Below are 21,250 nucleotides of genomic sequence, written 5' to 3' on the forward strand. Positions count from 1 at the left end.
GAAGGGCCAATGGATACATCGACGAAGAAAGGGACAGGAAGCCTGCCGCTCCTGTCTCCGGAACCGGAACCAATGGTTCGTCAGCCACCGCTGCGCCGGGCGCAGCGGTGGCCAGCAAAACTGCGATAACCCCCGCGGCTCTTGCGACGCGCCTGAAGCTGGCTCCCGCCATGTCATTTACGACCTTACTGTTGTGGTTTCGCCGGGGGTTCGTCGTCGACCTCCGCCTGGCCAGTTGCACCGTGTCTCGGCCAGTAGGCCCATGTCACCAGCACGGTCACAGCGAGCGTTGCTGCACCCAGGAACTCCGGCCCCCGTGAAGCCATGACCCAAGCTCCTAAGCCGGGAACGGTGATCAGCACCTTCTGCGCCGTGGCCACCTCGTAGGGCAACGGGTCATCCGAAGTGTTAGCGTCGCCGCGAAGCCTTAGCGACGCTGTGGCCCCCTCCACACTGGGCGGGTCAACTGCCACCACGCGGTGGGTCACCAGGGCGGTCGCCGCATCCCGGCGGACCGACACGACGTCGCCCGGGACGAGATCCTTGGCGGTGACCTGCACGGTCAGGGACAGCGCACCGACTGGATAGAGCGGCTCCATCGATCCCGTACGGAAAACGACGAAGGACGCTTTGAAGAAAAGGCCGAGGACCAGGGAGAGGATGCATGCCAGTCCCAGCAGGGCAACGACGGAAAGCAATACCTCCCTGAACCCCCGGGCCACGCTTCCCACCCCCGGCGGGAGCCGGGTTCCGGACGGCACGGCCGCCGCCCGGAACCCGGACTCACGCCTGGCGGACATCCGAAGCACGGGTGGCGGCTACGACTGGCCTACGGTGCTGCTGAAGGTCCACAAGGGGGTGGTCCGCAATCCCTGAAGATCAACGCTTGCATTCGAAGGGAGCGTCATTGCGAAGCAAAGACTCACAGGTGTGCCCGCAGCTGCGTCCGTAGCTCCGGCCGGAAGGTTGATCGGAGTGTCCGAACGGGTGTTCAGGGTCGAGCCAACAGGAACAAGATCAGTTCCATTGGAGGAGAAGTTGGTGGCGTTGCAAAGGTCCTTGTCCACCTCCTTTTTCAGCTGGTACCGAAGAGCACCGTACAGCGCTGCAGAGTTGGTGGCTGAATCAGTTCCGTCGAGCCGGGCAGCCCCCGTCAGCGTGGCCACCAATGATTGGGACTTGTCGGAAGCCCGCAACTGCATCGGGGCGTAGACCGTCGACCCCGGCACGAGATCGTCAGCATTGACGCTGAATGTCAGGGCTCCACCGGGAGCAGTCGGCTCGTCAGCCCAAACCGCCTCGCTTGAAGTACCGGACCACGTGTTCTGCTGCATGTGGTAGACCTTGGTACCCGGGCCGCCGCCGTTCCCGCTCTGGCCGAAGACCCACTCGTTGTCCGTCCACGCAGCGAGAGTGAAGGCTGCGCCGATCCCCAAGACAAGGCCGCCGGCAAGAATAGCGCGGACTTTATTAGCCTTTTGCGAGCGCGGCTTAGCGCTGGTTGATTCAACCATGATTTCCCCCAAATTAGAATTAAACCCCGAACGGTAGGAACCGGGACACTGGTATGGGGGATTATCGGCATTTCCCCCAAAAGACCGATGTTTCTACATCATCATTACTTACTAATTAAAGTCAAGTCGGTGTATTAAATGTTATCAACTGTCGCTTTCTCCGGCGGAATCGTGCGGACGCGCTCCGACGGACGCTGCCGCGCCACATTATGAAACCGAGTTGCCCCGCCGCCACGCTGTCGCTTTAGGTGGGAGTGAACCATCCGGAGCGGCCGAGAGACCTGGCTCAATGACGCCGCAGCAACCACGTCCCGGCAGACTCCTGCCGGCCGAAGGTGCTACTGCCAGGACCGATGGAAAGGAAGATTCCAGCATGTCCCAGAACACCGACCATATCCGCGTGACCCACGCCGGTTCATTGCCCCGCACCCCTGAACTCATTGCGGCCAACGCCGCCAAGGAAGCCGACGGCATCACGCCGGAATTCCTGGAACTCCTCGAAGCCTCCGTAGTGGACGTGGTGCAGCGCCAGAAGGACCTTGGCATCGACATCCCCAACGACGGCGAGTACGGGCACACCATGTCCAGCTCGGTGGATTACGGGGCGTGGTGGAATTACTCCTTCGCCCGGCTCGGGGGCCTTGAGCCAACCACCGTGGACCGCTGGGCCGAGTCCGGCGTCCGCCGCTCGTCCCCCGGCAACGTTGTCCTGACCTCGTTCCCGGACCGGCGCGACCGGCAGGCCTTCAACGAGGCCTACAGCGATCCCGCATCCGGCATCCTCACCCACCGCAGGAGCGTTGCCCAGCCCAAGATCGCCGGACCGCTGACGTACACGGGCCAGGACCTGGTGGCCTCGGACATCCGGAACTTGAGGACCGGGCTCGCCGCCGCAGGCCTCACGGATGGCTTCGTGGCCTCCCTCTCCCCTGGCTCATGCGCGCGGGTAGCCAACGAGTACTACAAGAGCGACGAGGAACTCGTCTACGCCTGCGCTGATGCCATGCGGGAGGAATACAAGGCCATCATCGAGGCCGGCCTTACGGTGCAGCTCGATGATCCGTCCCTGGCCGAAAGCTGGGACCAGATCAATCCCGAGCCGTCCCTGGACGATTACCTGAAGTTCATCCAGCTGCGCGTCGAAGCGACCAACTGGGCGCTGCGCGGCCTGCCGCAGGAACAGATCCGGCTGCACGTGTGCTGGGGATCCTGGCACGGCCCACACACCACGGACATCCCGTTCGCCGACATCATCGGCTCTGTGCTTCAGGTCAACGCCGGCGCCTATTCCTTTGAAGCGGCAAACGTCCGCCACGAACACGAATGGCGGGTGTGGGAGGACACAAAGCTCCCCGAGGGCAAGGTGATCATCCCGGGCGTTGTTTCGCATGCCACCAATGTGGTGGAGCACCCGGACCTGGTGGCGGACCGGATCGTCCGCTTTGCGGACCTCGTGGGCCGCGGGAACGTCATTGCCTCCACCGACTGTGGCCTGGGCGGCAGGGTGCACCCGCAGATCGCCTTCGCCAAGCTGGAGGCACTGGGTGAGGGTGCCCGCCGCGCCTCGAAGCGCCTCTTCTAGCCGCTCCCGCACCGACGCGCCGGCTGTGCCTTCCATCACCGGAAGGGGCGGCCGGCGTTTCGCTTGCCTGGGCTTGCTAAACTGGAGTAGGCCGACCAGGAGTTGGTCCACCCCAATCAACCGCCACTGATGTGCCGTGCCGCCGTGCGCCCATGTCCGTGGCGGCAGCAACGCCAATCCCCGCAGGAGATCCAGCACTTCATGACAGCCCTGGCACCCGAAACATTCCACGAACAGCTCATGAGCCGCCGCTACGAACCCAGCGTTGCCGCCGTCAACGAACTGTGTGATTCCCTGCAAGAGGCCAAGCCCGGAACCGTGGTGCCCTACGTGGACCCCATGCACGACGTGGAGGAATGCCGCATCATCAGCCTGTTCTCCAACATCGGCGAGGTGGATCCGTCCGGGTTCATCACCCCCGGCGACCAGGACGCTGTTACCCGCATGCTGGGGATCCAGTGGAAGCTTGGCCTGCGCCCGGAGTTCGTCATGCCGTGGAACGTCCACCCTTGGCACGTCCCGGGCGAAGCCAACGGCAAGTTCACTCCGGACCAGATCCAGTCAGGCCTGAAGCCCCTGCTGAAGTTCCTGGCCCTGGTCCCCCGCGCCTCGGTGATCGTGGCGCATGGCACCGAAGCCAACCGCCTGGCCAACCTGCTGTTGAAGACCGAGGTGCCCCTCCTCTGGCGCCGCGGCCTGAAGACCTACAAGGTCCGCTCGCTGAGCGGCCGCGCCTTCGCCGGTTCCCCGGCCCGCCAGGAGGAGTACCTGGAGGACATGCGCACTGCCTATGCAGACGCCATGGCCCGCACGGGTATTGCCAAACCTTAAGACCTGCGCCGCTCAGCCTGTGGCATCGGACTCGGTAAACGAAATTCCCGGTGCCGATTCGTCTTCGGCTTCAACCCAGGTGGTGAAGTCGGCGTACGACATCCACGAGTAGTAGTCACAGAACCTGAGACGCGATTTCTCCTGCTTTCCCACGCTTCGCGCAGCTCCTCCTTTCCTCCCCTGGCCCTTCGATTCTTTTAACCGAAATGAGGGACGGCGCATTCCAGGCCGGATACGACGGCGGGCGGTCACCTTCTCATTGAAAGGTGACCGCCCGCCGTCGTTCCCAGCCCGAACCCCTCCCTGGCAATCTGCACCAGGAAACAGTGCGGGCGTGGGCCCAGGGAGTTATTCGCCCTCGATGGCTGCCTTTGCCGTGGGGTCGGAATCGTTCAGGAACTTCTCGATCCGCTCCGGCTCTTCAGCCTCGCCGATGGCCGACGAGGCCCGGCCCAGGGAGTAGAGGGCCCGCAGGAACCCGCGGTTTGGCTCATGCTCCCAGGGGATGGGCCCCACGCCGCGCCAGCCGTTGCGGCGCAGCGCATCCAGTCCGCGGTGGTAACCCACCCGGGCATAGGCGTAGGAGTCGATGGTGCGGCCTTCCGTCCACGCCTCCTCAGCCAGGACGGCCCACAGGAGCGAGGACGTTGGGTGCTTCGCCACCAGGTCCAGGGCCTCCTGGCCGGCCTCAAGCTGCGCGTTCACCTCGGTTTCGGCAGGCAGGAGAGTGGGCTCCGGCCCCATCAGGTTCCGGCGGAACTCGTCCGACATCTAGAAGGTCTTTCCGGCCGAACCGAGCTGCTTGGTGGCTTCCACCACGCGGGCCGCCAGGCCGGCTTCGGCGGAGGCGCCCCAGACGCGGGGGTCGTAGGTCTTCTTGTTGCCCACTTCGCCGTCCACCTTCAGGACGCCGTCGTAGTTCTTGAACATGTGGTCAGCAACCGGACGCGTGTAGGCGTACTGGGTGTCGGTGTCGATGTTCATCTTGATCACGCCGTAGGAGACGGCGTCGGCGATTTCCTGGTCGGAGGAGCCGGAGCCGCCGTGGAACACGAGGTCGAACGGGTTGTCCTTGCCGATCTTCGCGCCCACCTGGGCCTGGATGTCCTTGAGGATCTCCGGGCGGAGCTTGACGCCGCCGGGCTTGTAGACGCCGTGGACGTTGCCGAAGGTCAGGGCCGTGATGTAGCGGCCGTTTTCACCGGAGCCCAGGGCATCGATGGTGGCCAGGGCGTCCTCAACGGTGGTGTACAGCTTGTCGTTGATGGCGTTTTCCACGCCGTCCTCCTCGCCGCCAACGGTGCCGATCTCCACTTCGAGGATCATCTTGGCGGCAGCAGTGCGGCCGAGCAGTTCGCGGGCGATGCGCAGGTTTTCCTGGAGGGTCTCGGCGGAGCCGTCCCACATGTGGGAGTTGAACAGCGGGTTCCGGCCGGCCTTGACCTCAGCCTCGGAAGCAGCCAGCAGGGGCAGGACGAAACCGTCCAGCTTGTCCTTGGGGCAGTGGTCCGTGTGCAGGGCGACGTTGACGCCGTAGTTCTTGGCTACTTCGCGGGCGAAGGCTGCGAAGCCCAGGGAACCGGCAACCATGTCCTTGGTGGATGCGCCGGACCAGTAGGCCGCACCGCCGGTGGAAACCTGGACGATGCCGTCGGACTCCGCCTCGGCGAAGCCGCGGAGCGCTGCGTTGAGCGTCTGCGAGGACGTGACGTTCACGGCCGGGTATGCGAAGCCGCCCGCCTTCGCGCGGTCGATCATTTCGGAGTAGATCTCTGGGGTTGCAATGGGCATGCTGGCTCCTCTGCTGAGTTTCGTCTGTGGGTGGAAGACCCTCAAGTAGACCGCTTACGGCTAGGCACCATCCTAGCCATTCCCGGACCACGAGGGTGTTTCGGGTCACCGCTCAGTAACACTCAGACGTGCTGGTTGAACACGTGCCGCCGGATCCAGGCGTGCATGGCGATGGCGGCTGCCGAGGCGGCGTTGATGGACCGGGTGGAGCCGAACTGCTCGATGGACAGGGTGGCGGCGGCGGCCTGGTGGACTTCGGGGGTCAGGCCCGGGCCCTCCTGTCCGAAGACCAGCACGCAGTCGCGCGGCAGCTCGTAAGTCTCCAGGGGAACCGAGTCCGGGAAGATATCGATGCCGATGATCGCCAGCCCCTCCCCCTGCGCCCACTGGACGAAGTCCTCGACCGTGGGGTGGTGGCGGACGTGCTGGTAGCGGTCGGTGACCATGGCGCCGCGGCGGTTCCATCGCCGCCGGCCGATGATGTGCACCTCTTTGGCGAGGAAGGCGTTGGCGGTGCGCACCACCGTGCCGATGTTCAGGTCGTGCTGCCAGTTCTCGATGGCCACGTGGAAGTTGTGCCGCCGGGAATCGAGCTCCGCCACGATCGCTTCGTGCTTCCAGTAGCGGTACTTGTCCAGGACGTTGCGGCGGTCCCCGTCGGCAAGGAGGTCAGGGTCCCAGTGGTCGCCTTCGGGCAGTTCGCCTTCCCAGGGCCCGACGCCGACCTCCGCCTTTGCGGGCTCGGCCTCCCCGGGCTCGTGGCGGGGTTCGTCTGGCAGGCCGGGCGTTTGGTTCACCCCTCAACACTAGACTGGAGCACTGGAGCATTCATCACCGGTGGAGGTAAACGTGGCAGAAGAAGACCAGGTAGCAGCAAACCCCGCGGTTTACCGCAGCGGCCAGGAGATCGAGTGCTGGCTGACGGACATGGACGGCGTCCTGGTCCACGAGAACCAGCCGATCCCCGGCGCCGCGGAACTGATCCAGCGGTGGGTGGATACGTCCAAGCGCTTCCTGGTGCTGACCAACAACTCCATCTTCACCCCGCGCGACCTTGCCGCCCGCCTGCGTTCCTCCGGCCTGGAAATTCCGGAGGAAAACATCTGGACTTCGGCGCTGGCCACGGCGCAGTTCCTCAAGGACCAGGTGCGGGGCTCAGAGTCCGGCAACCGCGCCTACACGATCGGTGAGGCGGGGCTCACGACGGCGCTGCATGAGGCCGGCTTCATCCTCACCGACCAGAACCCGGACTTTGTGGTGCTTGGCGAGACGCGCACGTACTCTTTCGAAGCCATCACCATGGCCATCCGGCTGATCCTTGCAGGTGCCCGGTTCATCGCCACCAACCCGGATGCCACCGGCCCCTCCAAGGACGGCCCCATGCCCGCCACCGGTGCCATCGCGGCCCTGATCACCAAGGCCACCGGCCGCGAGCCGTACATTGTGGGCAAGCCGAATCCCATGATGTTCCGCTCCGCGATGAACCAGATCGATGCACACTCCGAGACCACCGCCATGATCGGTGACCGGATGGATACGGACATCATCGCCGGCATGGAAGCGGGCCTGCACACCGTCCTGGTCCTCAGCGGCATCACGCACAAGGATGACATTGCCGCGTATCCGTTCCGCCCCAACCAGGTGCTGAACTCCGTGGCGGACCTGAAGAACCAGATCTAGGACTAGAAGATGCTCACCCGGGAGCCGCCCCGGGGCAGCGGGAAGAACCCGTCCAGCAGTTCCGTCACCAGGGGCCGGTAGACCTGCGGATTCCAGCCGGGGCTGGCGTGGGCGGGTGCCGCGCCGGTGGTCTGCAGGTTGCTTGAGACCATGTTGTCCTTGAAGACCACGGCCCAGGTTTCCGCCGCGGTTTCGTAGTCGACCGTCCTGTCCTTGGGGTTCCCGATATAGGCCATCTTGGCCGTGCCCAGCCTTCCGGCGAACTGGCTTCCCTCGAAGTGGTAGATATACGCGGACTCGGTCTGGATCAGGACGCTGGACGGTGCGATCGGGGACAGCTGCTCCAGGGTCTGGTCCAGGACCTGCCGCCAGCTCCGTTCGTCCTTGTGGATGATCCGTTCACCCAGCTCATACCCACCGCGCAGCGTGGACGGGAACCTGACGCCGCGCTCGTAAAGGAACACCACGCCGTCGAACCAGCTTTGGTCCAGCACGTCGTGCGCACTGTAGGGACTGGAGTCCAGGAGGATGAACTGCACCTGGACTCCCTGCAGGGCAAGGAGTCGGGCAGCCACCTGGGTGGCCAGCATCCCGCCGAAGCTGTGCCCGTAGAAGAAGAGCTTGGTGATCTTCTCTTCGGCAATGTAGTCGGTGATCGCGTTGACCACCTCCGTGATGTTCAGCCCCAGGTTGGAATATCCGACGGCGGCGAGCCGGGCGCGCTTGTTCAGCGCCCCGCGCAGGGTGTTGAGGATCCACTGTGCCTCTTCCCAGCTGGTCTTGTACCCCGGGAACAGGAACCAGCTGGCATCCGGGTAATAGGCGTCCGCGAAGTCGTCCGCAACGCTGAGGATCCTGGTGGTCCGGCGCTGCGACTGGACCTCGCGGGTCACCAGCATGTCGGCAGCCAGCAGCCCGGACGCCCCTGCACCCGCCAGGAACGTGCGCCGCGAAAAGCGTTTCAGCGCAGCCGCCTCCGCCAGCAGCCGGGCGTGGGAAACCCCGCGCCCGCCCTGCGGACTTACCTCCCCCTCATACGGCACACTCCTACCGTAAACCCACCCAAACGTACCGCCGCAACGGGCGGGGGTAACCGTTCGGTGACGCTGGGGTCAGCAGGCGGCCTGGCCCTCCGCGGCGGGGATTGGGGACGTGGGTTCCTGCCGGCGGCGATGGATCTCCAGGCCGATGTCGTTGTAGCGGCCCAGCAGGTCGGCACTGTCCTGGGTGTTTGGATTGTCGAGCAGCGCGAAGAGCGCGTCACTGGCCGCAAGGAGCTCCTCGTTGGAGTATTCCGTAAGGGGCGGCCCGTACAACTCCTCGATCCACATGACAGGAAGGTGTGGATACTCCCCGGCGAAGCGGCCTCCGGGGAACAGCTCACGGACGTCGCCGTCCAGGGGAAGTGGCTGCTCGCCGGATGGCCGGTTCAAGGAAGCATTGTGGGCAGCGGGTACCAGCTGCAGGGAAACGCCTGCACCACAGGCTCCCGGCAGCGCGTTGGCATCCAGCGCATTCAGGTCGCTGCGCAGGCCGGCCAGCGCGGTTGACTCCACCAGGTCCGCCATTGAGAGGTCAACGCAAATATGGCAGCGGATGCCCATTCGCCGGACACGGCGGATGATGTGGACCAGGTGGGGGCGGGAACCGCTGTCAAGGCTCCCCCGGACTTCAATCCGGACGATGTCTGCAGGGACATCAAAATTAACAACTGCGTCTAATGCTCGGTCCATAGGTACTCCAAAAGAGGTCTATGGCCGACGGCTCAACCTCCGCAAGCCTAACCTCCGCGGGAGCCCCTGCACAACCCAACCCTTAGGAACGGGCCGCGCGGATTACCTTTCCCGGCTCCTCATAGTGCGTCCGGGCACCGGCTCCGCCCACTGAGTCCACCAGGGACTTGGCGATGTCCCGCAGCTTGGTGTTGCTGTTGCTGGATGCCTCGGTGAGGATTTCGACGGCAGCCGCCTGGCTGCAGCGGTTCTGGGCCATGACAATGCCCACGGCGATGTCGATGATGGTGCGGGACTCCAGCGTGGCCCGGAGGTTCGACGCGCTGTCCGCATGCAGGGAGAACCGGACGGCAAGGCGCAGGGCCTGCGAAATTTCACGGGTGAAGTCCCGGGCCCTTGCCGTGGCCCGTCCTTCGAACTTCCGGGGAACATCGGAATAGAGGTTCAGGGCCGCCTTGGCCTCGCCCTGCAGGGTGAACGGGAGGGAAAGCACCGAACGCAGGCCATGGGCGGCAACGGCCGTTGCGTAATCGGGACCCCACCGGTTCTCCTCCAGCAGATCGGGAACGTGGACTTCGCGTTCCTCCTCCGCAGCAGTCAGGCAGGGGCCCTGAGACAAGGAGTACTGGATTTCGTCCACTTCCCGCGCCGAATCGCTGCTCCACCCGATGGTGGCCGCCTTGCGGTCACGGAGCAGGGTGATGCCACACAGGGCGTCGTCACCGTCGCCTGCCATCTGGTGGGCGGAGAAACGGGCCAGTTCGTTGAGGAAGTCCTCAAAATCAGCGCTTTCCAGGATGAGGTTCTGGACCTGGTCGGTTGCGCTCAAAGGCTGTTCTGGGGGGAGCAAATGCATGATCTCCAAGCAACTGAAAAGTGTTAAAGGACATCATAAAGCAGCGCCAACAGCCCGGCCAACGGCCAGCATACTTGTTCCCAGGCGATTTCCCGGGTCCGCAGCAGGACCTAGGACAGCCCCAGCTCGTCCTTGCTGAACGCAAACAGGTATGGAACGCCGGTCTCGGCTTCGATTTTTTCCTTGGCACCGGTGTCACGGTCCACGATCACTGCCACCGCAACCACGTTGCCGCCGGCCTTCCGGACGCCTTCCACTGCCGTCAGCGCGGAACCGCCCGTGGTGGAGGTGTCCTCCAGGACCAGCACCTTGCGGCCTTCAACGGAGGGGCCCTCCACCTGGCGGCCCATGCCGTAGGACTTCTGGGCCTTGCGGACCACGAAAGCATCCACGGCACGGCCGGCATCAGCGGCAGCGTGCATCACTGCAGTGCCCACCGGGTCAGCACCCATGGTGAGGCCGCCGGCGCACTCAAAGTCGATCCCGGCGTCGTCCGCCAGGGCGAGCATGACCTGGCCCACCAGCTTGGAGGCCTCGTGGTGCAGGGTGATGCGGCGGAGGTCGATGTAGTAGTCAGCCTCGGCCCCACTCGAGAGGATCACCTTGCCGCGGACCACGGCGAGTTCCTTGATGAGTTCGAGCAGGCGGGCGCGGGCAGCTGCGGTGTCTACCGCAGTGTCAGAGGGCGAAGTCATGGGCTCAAGTTTAGTGGGTGGGCGGACGGTGAGTGGGCGGGCAAAGCCTGGCGCGTGCTCGGGGCGGGGCCCGAAGGCGATGACGCGCGGCAGGACACGCCTGACCACGGGGTTGTGGCGCAGGATGAAGAAGACCAACCGCGTGATGGAGAGCGTAGTCCGGGCACCATCCCCGGCCAGGGTCGCCCCGGACAATCTCCCGGCGAAGAGCGGAACAAAAACCACCCTGTGCAGGATGCGCTGCACGGTTTGGACCACCACTGTAGGCATGCGCCGGCGGCGCTGGATTGCCGCGAGGGTCCTGGCCGGCACGTGGCCCCGCCGCAGGTCCGGGGCCAACCGTTCGGCGGCCGCCACTGCATCCTGGATGGCCAGGTTGATGCCTACGCCGCCGGCCGGTGACATCGCGTGGGCTGCATCCCCGATGCACAGGAATCCGTCGGTGTACCAGCGCTGCAGGCGGTTCAGCTTAACGTCCAGCCAGTGAAGGTCGTCCAGGCTGCGAATGGAGTCGACGCGGTCGGCGAGATCCGGACGAAGTGCCGCCACGCGCTGCCGGAACCGTTCCACGCCGCCGGCCCTGATCCCGGCATCCGAGCCCTTGGGGGCGAGGTACCCCAGCTGGTAGTAGTCGGTGCGGTTCAGGGCAATCATGGCGTCCCCGTCACCCAGCGACGGCACCACACCCGCCACTTCGCCCTGCTCGGAAGCGTGGCGCGGGAGCCTGAACCACCAGGTGTCGAACGGCACCGGGTACTCCCTGGTGCGCATTCCCGCCGCCTCCCGCAGCACTGAATGGCGCCCGTCCGCGGCCACCACCACATCTGCATGCAGCACGTGTTCCGCCCCCGGCCCGGCCCCGCCCGTGGCCCTGTAGCGCACTCCGGTGACGCGGCCGCCGTCGAACTCCAGGCCGGTGGCCTCGCTCTCCATAAGCAGGCTGAACGTCGGTTCCGCAGCGGCCGCCGAGGCGAGGAAATCCAGGAAGTCCCACTGCGGCATCATGGCCACGTAGTTGTACGGGGGCTTCAAAGAGTCGAAGGCCGCCAGGGTGACCAGGCCGGCGCCGGGGACCGGAACAGCCACGTTGTTCAGCCTGCTTTGGGGCAGGCTGCGGAATCCCGCGCCCAGGCCAAGTTCGTCGATCAGGCGGATGGTGGAGGCATGCACCGTGTCGCCGCGGAAGTCGCGCAGGAAGTCGCGGTGCTTCTCCAGGACGGTCACCTGCACTCCGGCCCGGGCCAGCAGCAGTCCCAGCATCATTCCCGCGGGGCCTCCGCCCACCACGGCACACCCTGTCCGCTCCATGCAGTTACGCTACGCCGCGCAGGGGCCGCCCGGAACAGTTGAGGGTTGTTGACAGTGCTGGCTAGGCTGGACAACATGCGCGAACTCCAGGCCAAAATCATTGAAGAAATGGGCGTTCAGCCCCGGATCGATCCCGCGGGGGAGGTACGCAAACGCGTCACGTTCCTCAAGGAATACCTGAAGGCAACCCACACCAAGGGCTTTGTCCTGGGCATTTCCGGTGGCCTGGATTCATCCCTGGCGGGCAAGCTTGCGCAACTGGCGGTGGATGAGCTTGAGGCCGAAGGCGTGGAAGCCAATTTCGTGGCCGTCCGCCTTCCCTACGGAGTGCAGCACGACGAGGAAGATGCCCAGGCAGCCCTGGACTTCATCAAGGCCAAGACGGAATGGACGTTCAACATCTCCGCCGCCGTGGACGGTTTTGAAGACGAGTTCGAAAAGACCGTGGGCTCGGAGATCTCCGATTTCCACAAGGGCAACACCAAGGCCCGCACCCGGATGATCGCCCAGTATGCGCTGGCGGGCGAGCACAACTACCTGGTGGTTGGCACCGACCACGGCGCCGAGTCCGTCACCGGCTTCTTCACCAAGTACGGCGACGGCGGCGCGGACATCCTGCCCCTGTTCGGCCTCAACAAGCGGCAGAACCGCGCCCTGCTGGCTGAACTTGGAGCGCCGGCGCGCGTCTGGGAGAAGGTACCCACCGCCGACCTGCTCGATGACCGGCCAGGCCGAACCGATGAGGACGAACTGGGCCTCAGCTACGACCAGATCGACGACTACCTCGAAGGCCGCGAGGTTCCGGACGCCGTTGCCGACTCCATCGAACAGAAGTACCTCCGGACCCGCCACAAGCGCACCGTGCCGGTCACCATCTTTGACACGTGGTGGAAGGACCAGGGCCCCGAGGAGCCCCGCGTGGGCCTCTAGGCAGCCTCGCCGGACTTCCCCACCTTTGGGGAGCACGTCTTCGGGGAGAACGACGGCGGGCGGCACCGGAAGGTGCCGCCCGCCGTCGTCGTTCGCGGCCAGAGCCGGGGAGGCTCAGCGGGGCCGCCGCCCGGCGCCGCCGCCCACGCCAAGCTGCTGCGTAATTCGGTGCGCCTCCGCCATCAGGAGGCCGCCGAGTTCCTCCTGCCGTTCCGGCTTGAAGCGTGGTTCGATGCCCGTCAACGACAATGCCCAAGCCGGTTTCCCGGAGCGGTCAAACACCGCCGCGCCCATCCCCCAGCTTCCCTCCAGGACCAGGCCGGGGTTCACCGAATAGCCGGCCAGCCGGGTGCGGGCCAGGTTCTTGCGCACCACTTCGGGAGTATGGTTCCCGGCGAACTCGCCCGCGTGTTCGCTCCAGCGCCCCAGCATTTCCTCCTGCTCGCTTTCCGGCAGGAAGGCCATGATGGCCGTCCCGGCCGACGCGACGCCAAGGGGGAACCGGACACCCTCGTGCAGGACGAAGGAGCGGACCGGGAAGCTGCCTTCCTCACGCAGCAGGCAGACCGTCCCGGCGCCGCGGCGGATGGAGAAGAAGGCGCTCTCGCCCGTGGCCTGCGCCAGCCGGCGGAGGCTGGGCCGGGCGATGTCCTCCAGGGGAAACCGCGCCGAAGCCACCGAGCCCATCAGGAGGATCTCGGGGCCCAGCACCCAGTTCCCCGTCACGGGATCATGGTCCAGCAGGCCTTCCGCGGCCAGGGACGTCAGGAGCCTGTGGACCGTGGGACGGGTAAGGCCGGATTCCCGCACGAGGTCCACCAGGGGCATTCCCTCCGAGCTCCTGCCCACCAGCCGCAGCAGGCCGGCGATCCGCGTCACCACCTGTGCGCCCTGCACCTGCATGGTCGTAACCCTCCTAATGTCCACAATATGGATACACGCCATCCTACTGTCCACACTGTAAATAGGCCACGCCGTGGTCCTTGACAGGCGCAATCCTGCGCCCGTAGTCTCCAGACTCAGATCCCCGGCATCCACTTAGTGGACACCGCCGTGCTCAACGAGGAGACGACATGAAGAAACTCCAGGCTTCCGCCGCCAGCGCCCTGGAAGGGGCCCTGCAGGACGGCATCACCCTCGCCGTAGGAGGATTTGGCCTGAGCGGCATTCCGGCCGACCTGATCGAAGCTGTGCGTGATTCCGGCGTCCGGGACCTCACCGTGGTGTCCAACAACATGGGCGTGGACGGCAAGGGGCTGGGCATCCTGATCGAGGCGGGCCAGGTCCGCAAGGTCATCGCGTCCTACGTCGGCGAGAACAAGCTGTTTGCCGAGCAGTACCTTGCCGGCAGGCTGGAGGTGGAATTCACTCCGCAGGGCACCCTGGCCGAGCGGCTTCGCGCCGGCGGCGCCGGCATCCCTGCCTTCTACACCAAAACCGGCGTGGGCACCCTGGTTGCCGAAGGCAAACCGCACGAGGTGTTCGACGGCGAAACGTACGTCCAGGAGCGGGCCATCCGGGCCGACGTCGCGCTTGTCCGTGCCCACACCGCTGACACGGACGGCAACCTCATCTACCGCTACACGGCCCGGAACTTCAACCCCGTAGTGGCCACAGCCGGCACACTGACCATCGCCGAGGCGGAAGTGATCGTGGAGCCCGGCCGGCTGGACCCGAACCACGTTGCGACCCCCGGCGTCTTCGTCCAGCGGCTGGTGCAGGCGTCGGACCGGGTCAAGGACATCGAGCAGCGGACCGTCCGGCAGCGCGCCGGCCTCGTCTCCGCCTGACCGGCCTCCGACGCCGCCACCCCAACAACGGAAGAACATCACTCAATGGAGAGAAACACCGCCATGGCCACCAGCCAGCTCGACCAGCCGGACGTCCGCCAGAAGGGCTTGGCCCTGATGGCTGAAAAGCTGGCCGGATGGACGCAGAAGTGGTTCCCGGACGCTTACATCTTCGCCCTGGCAGGCGTGCTGCTGGTGGCCATCGCAGCACTCGCCATCGGCGCCTCCCCCAAGGCAGTGGTGGACTCCTTCGGAAACGGCTTCTGGGACCTCACCGCCTTCACTTTGCAGATGGCCATGGTGGTGCTGACCGGCTACGTGGTGGCCACATCACCGCCCGTGGCCCGGTTGATTGACCGGCTGGCGCAGGTGCCAAACTTCGCGCGCGCCGCCGTCAGCTTCGTTGCCGTGATGTCCATGTCGGTGTCGTTCGTGAACTGGGGTTTGAGCCTGATCTTCGGCGGCCTCCTGGCGCGTGCCGTGGCCCGCCGGGCGGATCTGCACGTCGACTACCGGGCGCTCGGGGCAGCGGCCTTCATGGGGCTGGGCGCCGTCTGGGCGTTGGGCATGTCTTCCTCCGCGGCCCAGCTCCAGGCCACAAAGGCCTCCATTCCCCCGGCGCTGCTGAAGATCACCGGCGTCCTGGACTTCGGCACCACCATCTTCACCTGGCAGTCCCTGCTGACCCTGGTCATCCTGATGCTGCTGACCACCGTCATTGCCCACTTCTCCGCCCCCACGGGCGGCGCCGTCAAAACCGCGGCCGACCTCGGCGTCGACCTTGATGACCAGCCCGAACCGCCGGCCGAAAAGTCGCGCCCCGGCGAGTGGCTCGAATACAGCAGGGTCCTCCCCGTCCTGGCCGGGGTTCTGACGCTGGGGTGGCTGGTGTCCCAACTCCTGACCCTGCCCATCCTCAGCGTGGTCAGTTCACTGAACGGCTACCTGCTGGTCTTCCTGATGCTGGGGCTTGTGCTGCACGGAACCCCGCGCAAATTCCTCCAGTCCGTGACCAAGGCCGTGCCCGCAACCGCAGGCATTTTGGTCCAGTTCCCGCTCTATGCCGCGATGGCGGCCATCCTGACCAAGGCCACCGGCGCGGGCGGCCTCTCGGTGTCGGAGCATCTGGCCCATTTCTTCACCAGCATCGGCGGCAACGGGGCGTTCGCGGTCATCATCGCCATCTACACGGCACTCCTTGGCATGTTCGTTCCGTCCGGCGGCGGAAAGTGGCTGGTGGAGGCACCATACGTCATGCAGTCCGCCACCGACGTGAACATGAACCTCGGCTGGACCGTGCAGATCTACAACATGGCCGAGGCCCTGCCCAACCTCATCAACCCGTTCTTCATGCTGCCGCTGCTGGCCGTCTTGGGCCTGCGCGCCCGGGACCTGGTGGGCTTCACGTTCCAGCAGTTCCTGTTCCACCTGCCGGTGGTCCTGCTGCTCGCCTGGCTGCTGGGAATGACGTTCGAGTTCGTGCCGCCGGTAATACCCAACTGAATTACAGCCAAGACGACCAAAGGAGAAAACCCATGGGATGGACCAGGGATGAAATGGCTGCGATTGCGGCCGAGGAACTGAACGACGGCGACTACGTAAACCTGGGGATCGGCATCCCCACGCTGGTGGCGAACAACCTGCCCGAGGGCGTGCGGGTGGTGCTGCAGAGCGAGAACGGGCTGCTGGGCATGGGCCCGTTCCCGTACGAGGGCGAGGAGGACGCCGACCTCATCAACGCCGGCAAGCAGACCGTCACGGTCCTGCCGGGCGGCAGCATCTTCGACTCCGCCACCTCGTTCGGCATGATCCGGGGCGGGCACGTCAAGGTGGCCATCCTGGGCGCCATGCAGGTCTCCGGCAACGGCGACCTGGCCAACTGGACCATCCCCGGGAAGATGGTCAAAGGCATGGGAGGTGCCATGGATCTGGTGGCAGGAACACCGCGCGTGGTGGTCCTCACCGAACACAACGCCAAGGACGGCACCGCCAAAATCGTCCGCGAATGCACGCTGCCGCTGACCGGGCTCAGCTGCGTGGACCGGATCATCAGCGACCTCGCCGTCTTCGACCTTCACAAAAAGGACGACGGCGGGCGGCAGCTCACGCTGACCAGGCTGGCACCGGGGGTCACCGTGGAGGACATCCGGGAGAAGACCGAAGCCGGCTTTGAGGTCGCCCCCTCCCTCGATCCAGCCACCACCTTGGAAGGAGCCTCGGCATGAGCCTCAAAAAGCAGTTCGGCAAGGATGTCCTGATCACCGGCTGGGGTCACAGCAGGTTCGGGAAGCTCACCGACGACACTCTGGAATCCCTCATCGTCCAGGTGGCCACGGACGCCATCAGCAGCGCAGGGATTGAGCCGGCCCGGATCGATGAAATCTACGTGGGACAGTTCAACTCCGGCATGATGCCGCTGGCGTTTCCATCCTCCCTGGCGCTGCAGGTGTCACCGGACCTGGCCAACGTCCCGTCCACCCGCGTGGAGAACGCGTGCGCCTCGGGCTCGGCGGCCTTCCAGCAGGGCACCAAGGCACTGCTCGCCGGAACCGCCAAAACGGTCCTGGTGATCGGCGCCGAAAAGATGACCCACGCGGGAGCTGATGTGGTGGGCGCCGGGCTGCTGGGCGCCGACTACGACATGGCCGGCAAGCCCTCCACCACCGGGTTCACCGGACTCTTCGCGGAAGTGGCCAGGCACTACGCCAAACGCTACGACGCTGACGGGAAGCTGGGCGACATCCTGGGTACCATCGCGGCCAAGAACCACCGCAACGGCGTGGGCAACCCGTACGCCCAGCTCCGCAAGGACCTCGGTGAGGAGTTCTGCCAAACCGTCTCGGACAAGAACCCGATGGTGGCCGATCCCCTGCGCCGGACCGACTGTTCCCCCGTGTCCGACGGTGCCGCCGCCGTCGTGCTGTCCACTTCGCCAACCGGAGGCCTCACGGCACCGGTACGGCTCGCCGGCTTTGGCCAGGCCAACGACTTCTTCCCCGCGGCGCGCAGGGACCCGACGGCGTTCGAAGCCACGCGGGTGTCCTGGCAGCGTGCCCTGGCGATGGCCGGCGTCGGGATTGAGGACCTGGACCTGGCCGAAGTCCATGACTGCTTCACCATCGCTGAACTGCTCATGTACGAGGCCATGGGCCTGACCGAACCCGGCCAGGGCGCCCGGGCGCTCCAGGAAGGCTTGGTCTACAAGGACGGGAAACTTCCCATAAACCTCTCAGGAGGCCTCAAGTCCAAAGGCCACCCTGTGGGTGCCACCGGCGTGTCCCAGCACGTCCTGGCGGCCATGCAGCTCACGGGCACCGCGGGCGACATGCAGCTCCCGGCTCCGCGCAGGGCAGCCGTGCAGAACATGGGTGGCGTGGGCATCGCCAATTACGTCAGCATCCTGGAGGCCGTGTAGCTGTCCGGGACCGGTCCGCCGTCGTGGGCTGCTTTCACGACGGCGGACCGCAGCCTATTTCGCAGTGCCTGCGATGGACTCGGCGCCGGCAGTGGCGCACGCTTCGTCAAGGGCACCATCGGGCGCCCCGCCCACACCGATGCCGGCCACGGAAACGCCGTTGACCTTCAGCGGGACTCCGCCTGCCAGGAACAGGGTGCCCGGCAAGTCTGCGATCGAGGGGCCATTGCCATTGATGCGCTTGGCCAGCTCGCTGGTGGGGGTACCGAAAGCTGCTGCGGTGTAGGCCTTTTCCTTGGCGGCCTCAATGGTGTGCGCCGCGGCATTGTCTCCCCGCAGCAGTGCCTGGACGGTGCCGAAGCGGTCAACGAGCGCCACCGTGACGAACGGCAGTTTGTCCGCCTGGCACTTGGCGAGTGCCGCGGCGACGGCCTGGGCGGAGGCTGTGGCGGAGATACGGTTCTGCTGCACCACAGTCTCCGGCGCCGGCTGCACGTCAACGGCGGGCACGACGGCGGGCGCTTCAGTGCCGCTGACGCGGCCGGTGCCGGCGTTGGCGGCTGCCGTGGCTCCGGCCGTGACCAGGATTGCTGCGGCTGCGGCGGCTGTGAGTGCCTTGTGGGATTTCTTCATGGTGCGTTCCTTGGGTTGATAGGTGTGCTGTTGCCGGTTTCCATCCTTCTCGGCAGCGGTTGGCGTGGCATCGGGCCTTCGGCTGCCCCTAGCTGGCCCGAAAGGCCAGCCGTATCAGCCAAAAGGCTGAGGAACCCGGCAGGCGTGGAGCCCTAGCATGGAAGGCAGTGCTTCCCACCACGAGATCCGGATCCCGCATGCCTGCCAAAGATTCCACCCCGGCCACCGGCCCGGCGGCCGCCGTTGCCGCCGGGGGCGCCGGGGGCGCGTCCCGTCCGGTGCCGCCCACCCCCAAGGGCCGCCTGGGCAGCATTGAGGCCGCCGTCCATCTGGGCTTCGCGGTGCTCCTGGTGGCATCGGTGGTGCGCTATGTCATGCGGCATTCCCCTTCCGACAACGTCCTGGTCCTGGGACTCGCCGCCGCCGCCTGCCTGCTGTACGCCGTCGTGGCCCTGCTCTCGCTGCGGGACCGGCACAGCGCGCCGTGGATGGTCGCGTTGGTGGCTGTCTGGGCGGTCCTGGTGGTGGCAGCACCGAGCTTCGCCTGGTGTTCCTTCGCCCTCTTCTTCCTGTGCAGGAGTGCCCTGCGCGGTGCTGCGTCCTACGTCCTGGCGGGCGGCATCACCCTGGCAACCGCGGCCGGCCTGTTCCGGCTGGGCAACGGTACGGACCTTGCCATGCTGTTGGGACCTGTGGCCGTAGGCGTCATGCTGACGCTCATCTATGACCGGATACAGCACGACGCCGAGGAGCAGCGCCGCCTGCATGCGGAGGTTACCCAGGCCCAAGGCCAGCTGGCGGCCAGTGAACGCCGTGCCGGCACCATCGCCGAACGGGAGCGGGTGTCCCGGGAAATCCACGACACCGTCACCCAGGGGCTCGCCAGCAGCCTGCTCCTGCTCGAAGCCGCGGGGCGTGGCTGGCCAAGTGGCGCCGCGCAGCAGGATCTCCACCAGGCCACCAGCCTGCTCCGCACCAACCTGGCGGAAACCCGGAGCCTGGTCCACGAGCTTGCTTCCCCCGGGCTGGAATCAACGCCGCTGCCGGAAGCGCTGCTGCTGGCCGCCCGGCAATACCTGCCGGAAGTCACCCTTGTGGTGACAGGAGCCCCCAGGCAAGTCTCACCGGACATCCGGCACGCACTGCTGCGGGTGGTGCAGAGTGCGGCCTCCAACACCGCGCTGCACGCTGCGGCTTCAGTCGCTGCCCTGACGGTGGGCTTCCTGCCGGACGCCGTCACCCTGGACATCTACGACGACGGCGCCGGTTTTGATCCGGCGGCGGCAGCTCCGCCGTCGACGGCCGGAGGTTACGGCCTGCGGGCCATGCGGCAGCGGGTGGAGCAGCTGGGTGGCATATTCTCGATCCAAAGTGCCCCCGGCGAGGGGACCATCGTGGCGGCGCAATTGCCGTTGGAGGGCGCGTGAGCAGCATCACGGTCCTGTTGGTGGACGACCACCTTGTGGTCAGGAGCGGGCTGCGCGCGTTGCTGGGAACCCAGCCTGACCTGGAGGTTGTGGCGGAGGCATCCTCGGGAGAGGAAGCGTTGCAGCTGGTGCATGCGCACCTCCCGGCTGTGGTGGTGATGGACCTTGCCATGGGCCCTGGCATGGATGGAATCGAGGCCATCAGGCGGATCCGGGATCTCAACAGCGGGCAGGCAATCCTGGTTTTCACCACCTACGACTCGGATGCCGATATTGTCCGCGCAGTCGATTCCGGCGCCATGGGCTACCTGTTGAAGGACGCCGCCCCGGAGGAAATCTTTGCCGCCATCCGCGGCGCGGTTCAGGGCAGGAGCGTGATGAGCCCGCCGGTGGCTTCGCGGTTGTTCCAGCAGCTGCGCAACCCCGAAGAAGTCCTCACCCCCCGGGAGGCAGAATTGCTCAGTTTGCTCACTGAAGGCCTCAGTAACAGGGAACTCGGGCGGCGGCTTTTCATCTCCGAGGCCACCGTCAAAACCCACCTGGCGCACATCTACGCAAAGCTCGGAGTGGATACGCGGGCGGCCGCTATTGCCACCGCGATACGCCGTGAGGGCATGCGGTAACCGCGGTTTATGGCCCTTACCCTTGCACCCGGGCCCTGTGCCCCGTACGTTTGGGACTGCGGGGACTAACTCCCGCGCACTCCGGGACGATTCCCCGGGGAGAGAATCAGAGTCACATGAAGGAATGCAGCCATGGCAACAGGCACAGTTAAATGGTTCAACGCCGAAAAGGGTTTTGGCTTCATTGCCCCCGATGACGGGTCCGCTGACGTTTTCGCCCACTACTCGGCAATCGCCACCAGCGGCTACCGCTCACTGGACGAGAACCAGAAGGTCGAATTCGATGTGACCCAGGGCCCCAAGGGCCCGCAGGCAGAGAACATCCGCCCGCTCTAAGTCTTCGGCGGCCTCCGGCACCTGCCGGGACCCCATCCAGCGGCCCCTCCAGCTCAGGTTGGAGGGGCCGCTGCTTTTATGTGGGGGTTTTGTGGGGCACGTGTTC

Annotated in this window: 23 protein-coding genes, 1 pseudogene and 1 riboswitch; of the genes and pseudogenes, 11 read left to right on the forward strand and 13 right to left on the reverse strand. The window is 65.8% G+C overall.

Annotated elements, in window-relative coordinates; genetic code table 11:
* Nucleotides 1-185: 185 nt before the first annotated feature.
* Together AC3ANU_RS19840 and AC3ANU_RS19845 are read right to left on the reverse strand one after the other, a co-directional pair.
* Nucleotides 186-800, reverse strand: a complete 615-nt coding sequence (locus AC3ANU_RS19840) for a S24/S26 family peptidase (RefSeq protein WP_488315133.1) — start codon at nucleotides 798-800, stop codon at nucleotides 186-188.
* Nucleotides 801-818: 18 nt separating this feature from the next.
* The gene (locus tag AC3ANU_RS19845; protein ID WP_134165179.1) at nucleotides 819-1,514 is read right to left on the reverse strand and encodes a SipW-dependent-type signal peptide-containing protein; all 696 of its coding nucleotides are present in this window, start codon (nucleotides 1,512-1,514) and stop codon (nucleotides 819-821) included.
* A gap of 256 nt (nucleotides 1,515-1,770) precedes the next feature.
* A riboswitch (SAM riboswitch) is annotated at nucleotides 1,771-1,874 on the forward strand.
* Nucleotides 1,875-1,887: 13 nt separating this feature from the next.
* Here AC3ANU_RS19845 and AC3ANU_RS19850 point away from each other — a divergent pair.
* Nucleotides 1,888-3,096 (forward strand): cobalamin-independent methionine synthase II family protein, encoded by a 1,209-nt coding sequence (locus AC3ANU_RS19850; protein WP_223993677.1) that lies wholly within the window; start codon nucleotides 1,888-1,890, stop codon nucleotides 3,094-3,096.
* A 201-nt stretch (nucleotides 3,097-3,297) separates the two neighbouring features.
* Nucleotides 3,298-3,927 carry a uracil-DNA glycosylase family protein gene (locus AC3ANU_RS19855; RefSeq protein ID WP_142069093.1) on the forward strand — a complete coding sequence of 210 codons (630 nt, stop codon included), beginning with the start codon at nucleotides 3,298-3,300 and terminating at the stop codon, nucleotides 3,925-3,927.
* Nucleotides 3,928-3,939: 12 nt separating this feature from the next.
* Here the strand turns inward: AC3ANU_RS19855 and AC3ANU_RS19860 are convergent, their stop codons facing one another.
* The 4 genes from AC3ANU_RS19860 to AC3ANU_RS19875 form a co-directional block, all read right to left on the reverse strand.
* Nucleotides 3,940-4,080 (reverse strand): hypothetical protein, encoded by a 141-nt coding sequence (locus AC3ANU_RS19860; protein ID WP_018771833.1) that lies wholly within the window; start codon nucleotides 4,078-4,080, stop codon nucleotides 3,940-3,942.
* Nucleotides 4,081-4,275: 195 nt separating this feature from the next.
* Nucleotides 4,276-4,698, reverse strand: coding sequence for a DUF3151 domain-containing protein (locus AC3ANU_RS19865; protein WP_018772228.1), 423 nt, complete (start codon nucleotides 4,696-4,698; stop codon nucleotides 4,276-4,278).
* Complete coding sequence (gene fbaA, locus AC3ANU_RS19870) at nucleotides 4,699-5,718, reverse strand: class II fructose-bisphosphate aldolase (RefSeq protein ID WP_018772229.1); 1,020 nt, start codon at nucleotides 5,716-5,718, stop codon at nucleotides 4,699-4,701.
* Nucleotides 5,719-5,840: 122 nt separating this feature from the next.
* A complete protein-coding gene (locus AC3ANU_RS19875; RefSeq protein WP_018772230.1) occupies nucleotides 5,841-6,515 on the reverse strand; it encodes a TrmH family RNA methyltransferase in 675 nt (224 codons plus the stop codon).
* A gap of 40 nt (nucleotides 6,516-6,555) precedes the next feature.
* Here AC3ANU_RS19875 and AC3ANU_RS19880 point away from each other — a divergent pair, with 40 nt between their 5' ends.
* Nucleotides 6,556-7,398: an HAD-IIA family hydrolase gene (locus AC3ANU_RS19880; RefSeq protein WP_018772231.1), complete on the forward strand. Its 843-nt coding sequence runs from the start codon at nucleotides 6,556-6,558 to the stop codon at nucleotides 7,396-7,398.
* Nucleotides 7,399-7,400: 2 nt separating this feature from the next.
* Here the strand turns inward: AC3ANU_RS19880 and AC3ANU_RS19885 are convergent, their stop codons facing one another.
* The 5 genes and pseudogenes from AC3ANU_RS19885 to AC3ANU_RS19905 form a co-directional block, all read right to left on the reverse strand.
* Nucleotides 7,401-8,441: a thioesterase domain-containing protein gene (locus AC3ANU_RS19885; protein WP_223993675.1), complete on the reverse strand. Its 1,041-nt coding sequence runs from the start codon at nucleotides 8,439-8,441 to the stop codon at nucleotides 7,401-7,403.
* A gap of 69 nt (nucleotides 8,442-8,510) precedes the next feature.
* A complete protein-coding gene (locus tag AC3ANU_RS19890; RefSeq protein ID WP_026266219.1) occupies nucleotides 8,511-9,131 on the reverse strand; it encodes a hypothetical protein in 621 nt (206 codons plus the stop codon).
* A gap of 82 nt (nucleotides 9,132-9,213) precedes the next feature.
* Nucleotides 9,214-9,987 carry a GAF and ANTAR domain-containing protein gene (locus tag AC3ANU_RS19895; protein ID WP_056392235.1) on the reverse strand — a complete coding sequence of 258 codons (774 nt, stop codon included), beginning with the start codon at nucleotides 9,985-9,987 and terminating at the stop codon, nucleotides 9,214-9,216.
* A 110-nt stretch (nucleotides 9,988-10,097) separates the two neighbouring features.
* On the reverse strand, nucleotides 10,098-10,682 hold the full coding sequence (gene pyrE, locus AC3ANU_RS19900; RefSeq protein ID WP_196804802.1) for an orotate phosphoribosyltransferase: 585 nt from the start codon (nucleotides 10,680-10,682) through the stop codon (nucleotides 10,098-10,100).
* A gap of 96 nt (nucleotides 10,683-10,778) precedes the next feature.
* A pseudogene (locus AC3ANU_RS19905) lies at nucleotides 10,779-11,990 on the reverse strand (FAD-dependent oxidoreductase); the annotation flags it as partial.
* A 75-nt stretch (nucleotides 11,991-12,065) separates the two neighbouring features.
* Between AC3ANU_RS19905 and nadE the strand changes: the two are divergent.
* Nucleotides 12,066-12,920: an NAD(+) synthase gene (gene nadE, locus AC3ANU_RS19910; protein WP_018772237.1), complete on the forward strand. Its 855-nt coding sequence runs from the start codon at nucleotides 12,066-12,068 to the stop codon at nucleotides 12,918-12,920.
* A gap of 114 nt (nucleotides 12,921-13,034) precedes the next feature.
* On the opposite strand, the gene AC3ANU_RS19915 is transcribed toward nadE, so the two are convergent.
* Nucleotides 13,035-13,823, reverse strand: a complete 789-nt coding sequence (locus AC3ANU_RS19915; protein ID WP_488315134.1) for an IclR family transcriptional regulator — start codon at nucleotides 13,821-13,823, stop codon at nucleotides 13,035-13,037.
* Between the two features lie 170 nt (nucleotides 13,824-13,993).
* Between AC3ANU_RS19915 and AC3ANU_RS19920 the strand changes: the two genes are divergently transcribed.
* From AC3ANU_RS19920 to AC3ANU_RS19935, 4 genes are read left to right on the forward strand one after another with little or no spacing between them, the layout of a single operon-like run.
* The gene (locus AC3ANU_RS19920; protein ID WP_134165184.1) at nucleotides 13,994-14,710 is read left to right on the forward strand and encodes a CoA transferase subunit A; all 717 of its coding nucleotides are present in this window, start codon (nucleotides 13,994-13,996) and stop codon (nucleotides 14,708-14,710) included.
* 45 nt (nucleotides 14,711-14,755) lie between these two features.
* Nucleotides 14,756-16,213 carry a short-chain fatty acid transporter gene (locus AC3ANU_RS19925; protein WP_488315135.1) on the forward strand — a complete coding sequence of 486 codons (1,458 nt, stop codon included), beginning with the start codon at nucleotides 14,756-14,758 and terminating at the stop codon, nucleotides 16,211-16,213.
* A 32-nt stretch (nucleotides 16,214-16,245) separates the two neighbouring features.
* Nucleotides 16,246-16,935 carry a CoA transferase subunit B gene (locus AC3ANU_RS19930; protein WP_134165185.1) on the forward strand — a complete coding sequence of 230 codons (690 nt, stop codon included), beginning with the start codon at nucleotides 16,246-16,248 and terminating at the stop codon, nucleotides 16,933-16,935.
* Nucleotides 16,932-18,125 carry an acetyl-CoA acetyltransferase gene (locus tag AC3ANU_RS19935; RefSeq protein WP_488315136.1) on the forward strand — a complete coding sequence of 398 codons (1,194 nt, stop codon included), beginning with the start codon at nucleotides 16,932-16,934 and terminating at the stop codon, nucleotides 18,123-18,125. Before AC3ANU_RS19930 ends, AC3ANU_RS19935 begins: the two co-directional genes overlap by 4 nt.
* A gap of 54 nt (nucleotides 18,126-18,179) precedes the next feature.
* On the opposite strand, the gene AC3ANU_RS19940 is transcribed toward AC3ANU_RS19935, so the two are convergent.
* Nucleotides 18,180-18,758, reverse strand: a complete 579-nt coding sequence (locus tag AC3ANU_RS19940; protein ID WP_018771684.1) for a GlcG/HbpS family heme-binding protein — start codon at nucleotides 18,756-18,758, stop codon at nucleotides 18,180-18,182.
* Between the two features lie 197 nt (nucleotides 18,759-18,955).
* On the opposite strand from AC3ANU_RS19940, the gene AC3ANU_RS19945 reads away from it, so the two are divergent.
* The 3 genes from AC3ANU_RS19945 (at nucleotide 18,956) to AC3ANU_RS19955 (ending at nucleotide 21,144) form a co-directional block, all read left to right on the forward strand.
* The gene (locus tag AC3ANU_RS19945; RefSeq protein WP_488315137.1) at nucleotides 18,956-20,185 is read left to right on the forward strand and encodes a sensor histidine kinase; all 1,230 of its coding nucleotides are present in this window, start codon (nucleotides 18,956-18,958) and stop codon (nucleotides 20,183-20,185) included.
* Nucleotides 20,182-20,808 carry a response regulator transcription factor gene (locus tag AC3ANU_RS19950; protein ID WP_134165188.1) on the forward strand — a complete coding sequence of 209 codons (627 nt, stop codon included), beginning with the start codon at nucleotides 20,182-20,184 and terminating at the stop codon, nucleotides 20,806-20,808. The genes AC3ANU_RS19945 and AC3ANU_RS19950 overlap by 4 nt, the downstream gene beginning before the upstream one ends.
* 132 nt (nucleotides 20,809-20,940) lie before the next feature.
* The gene (locus AC3ANU_RS19955) at nucleotides 20,941-21,144 is read left to right on the forward strand and encodes a cold-shock protein (protein WP_009357211.1); all 204 of its coding nucleotides are present in this window, start codon (nucleotides 20,941-20,943) and stop codon (nucleotides 21,142-21,144) included.
* Nucleotides 21,145-21,250: the final 106 nt, after the last annotated feature.

It is taken from the genome of Arthrobacter sp. SDR-2R (genome assembly GCF_057747955.1).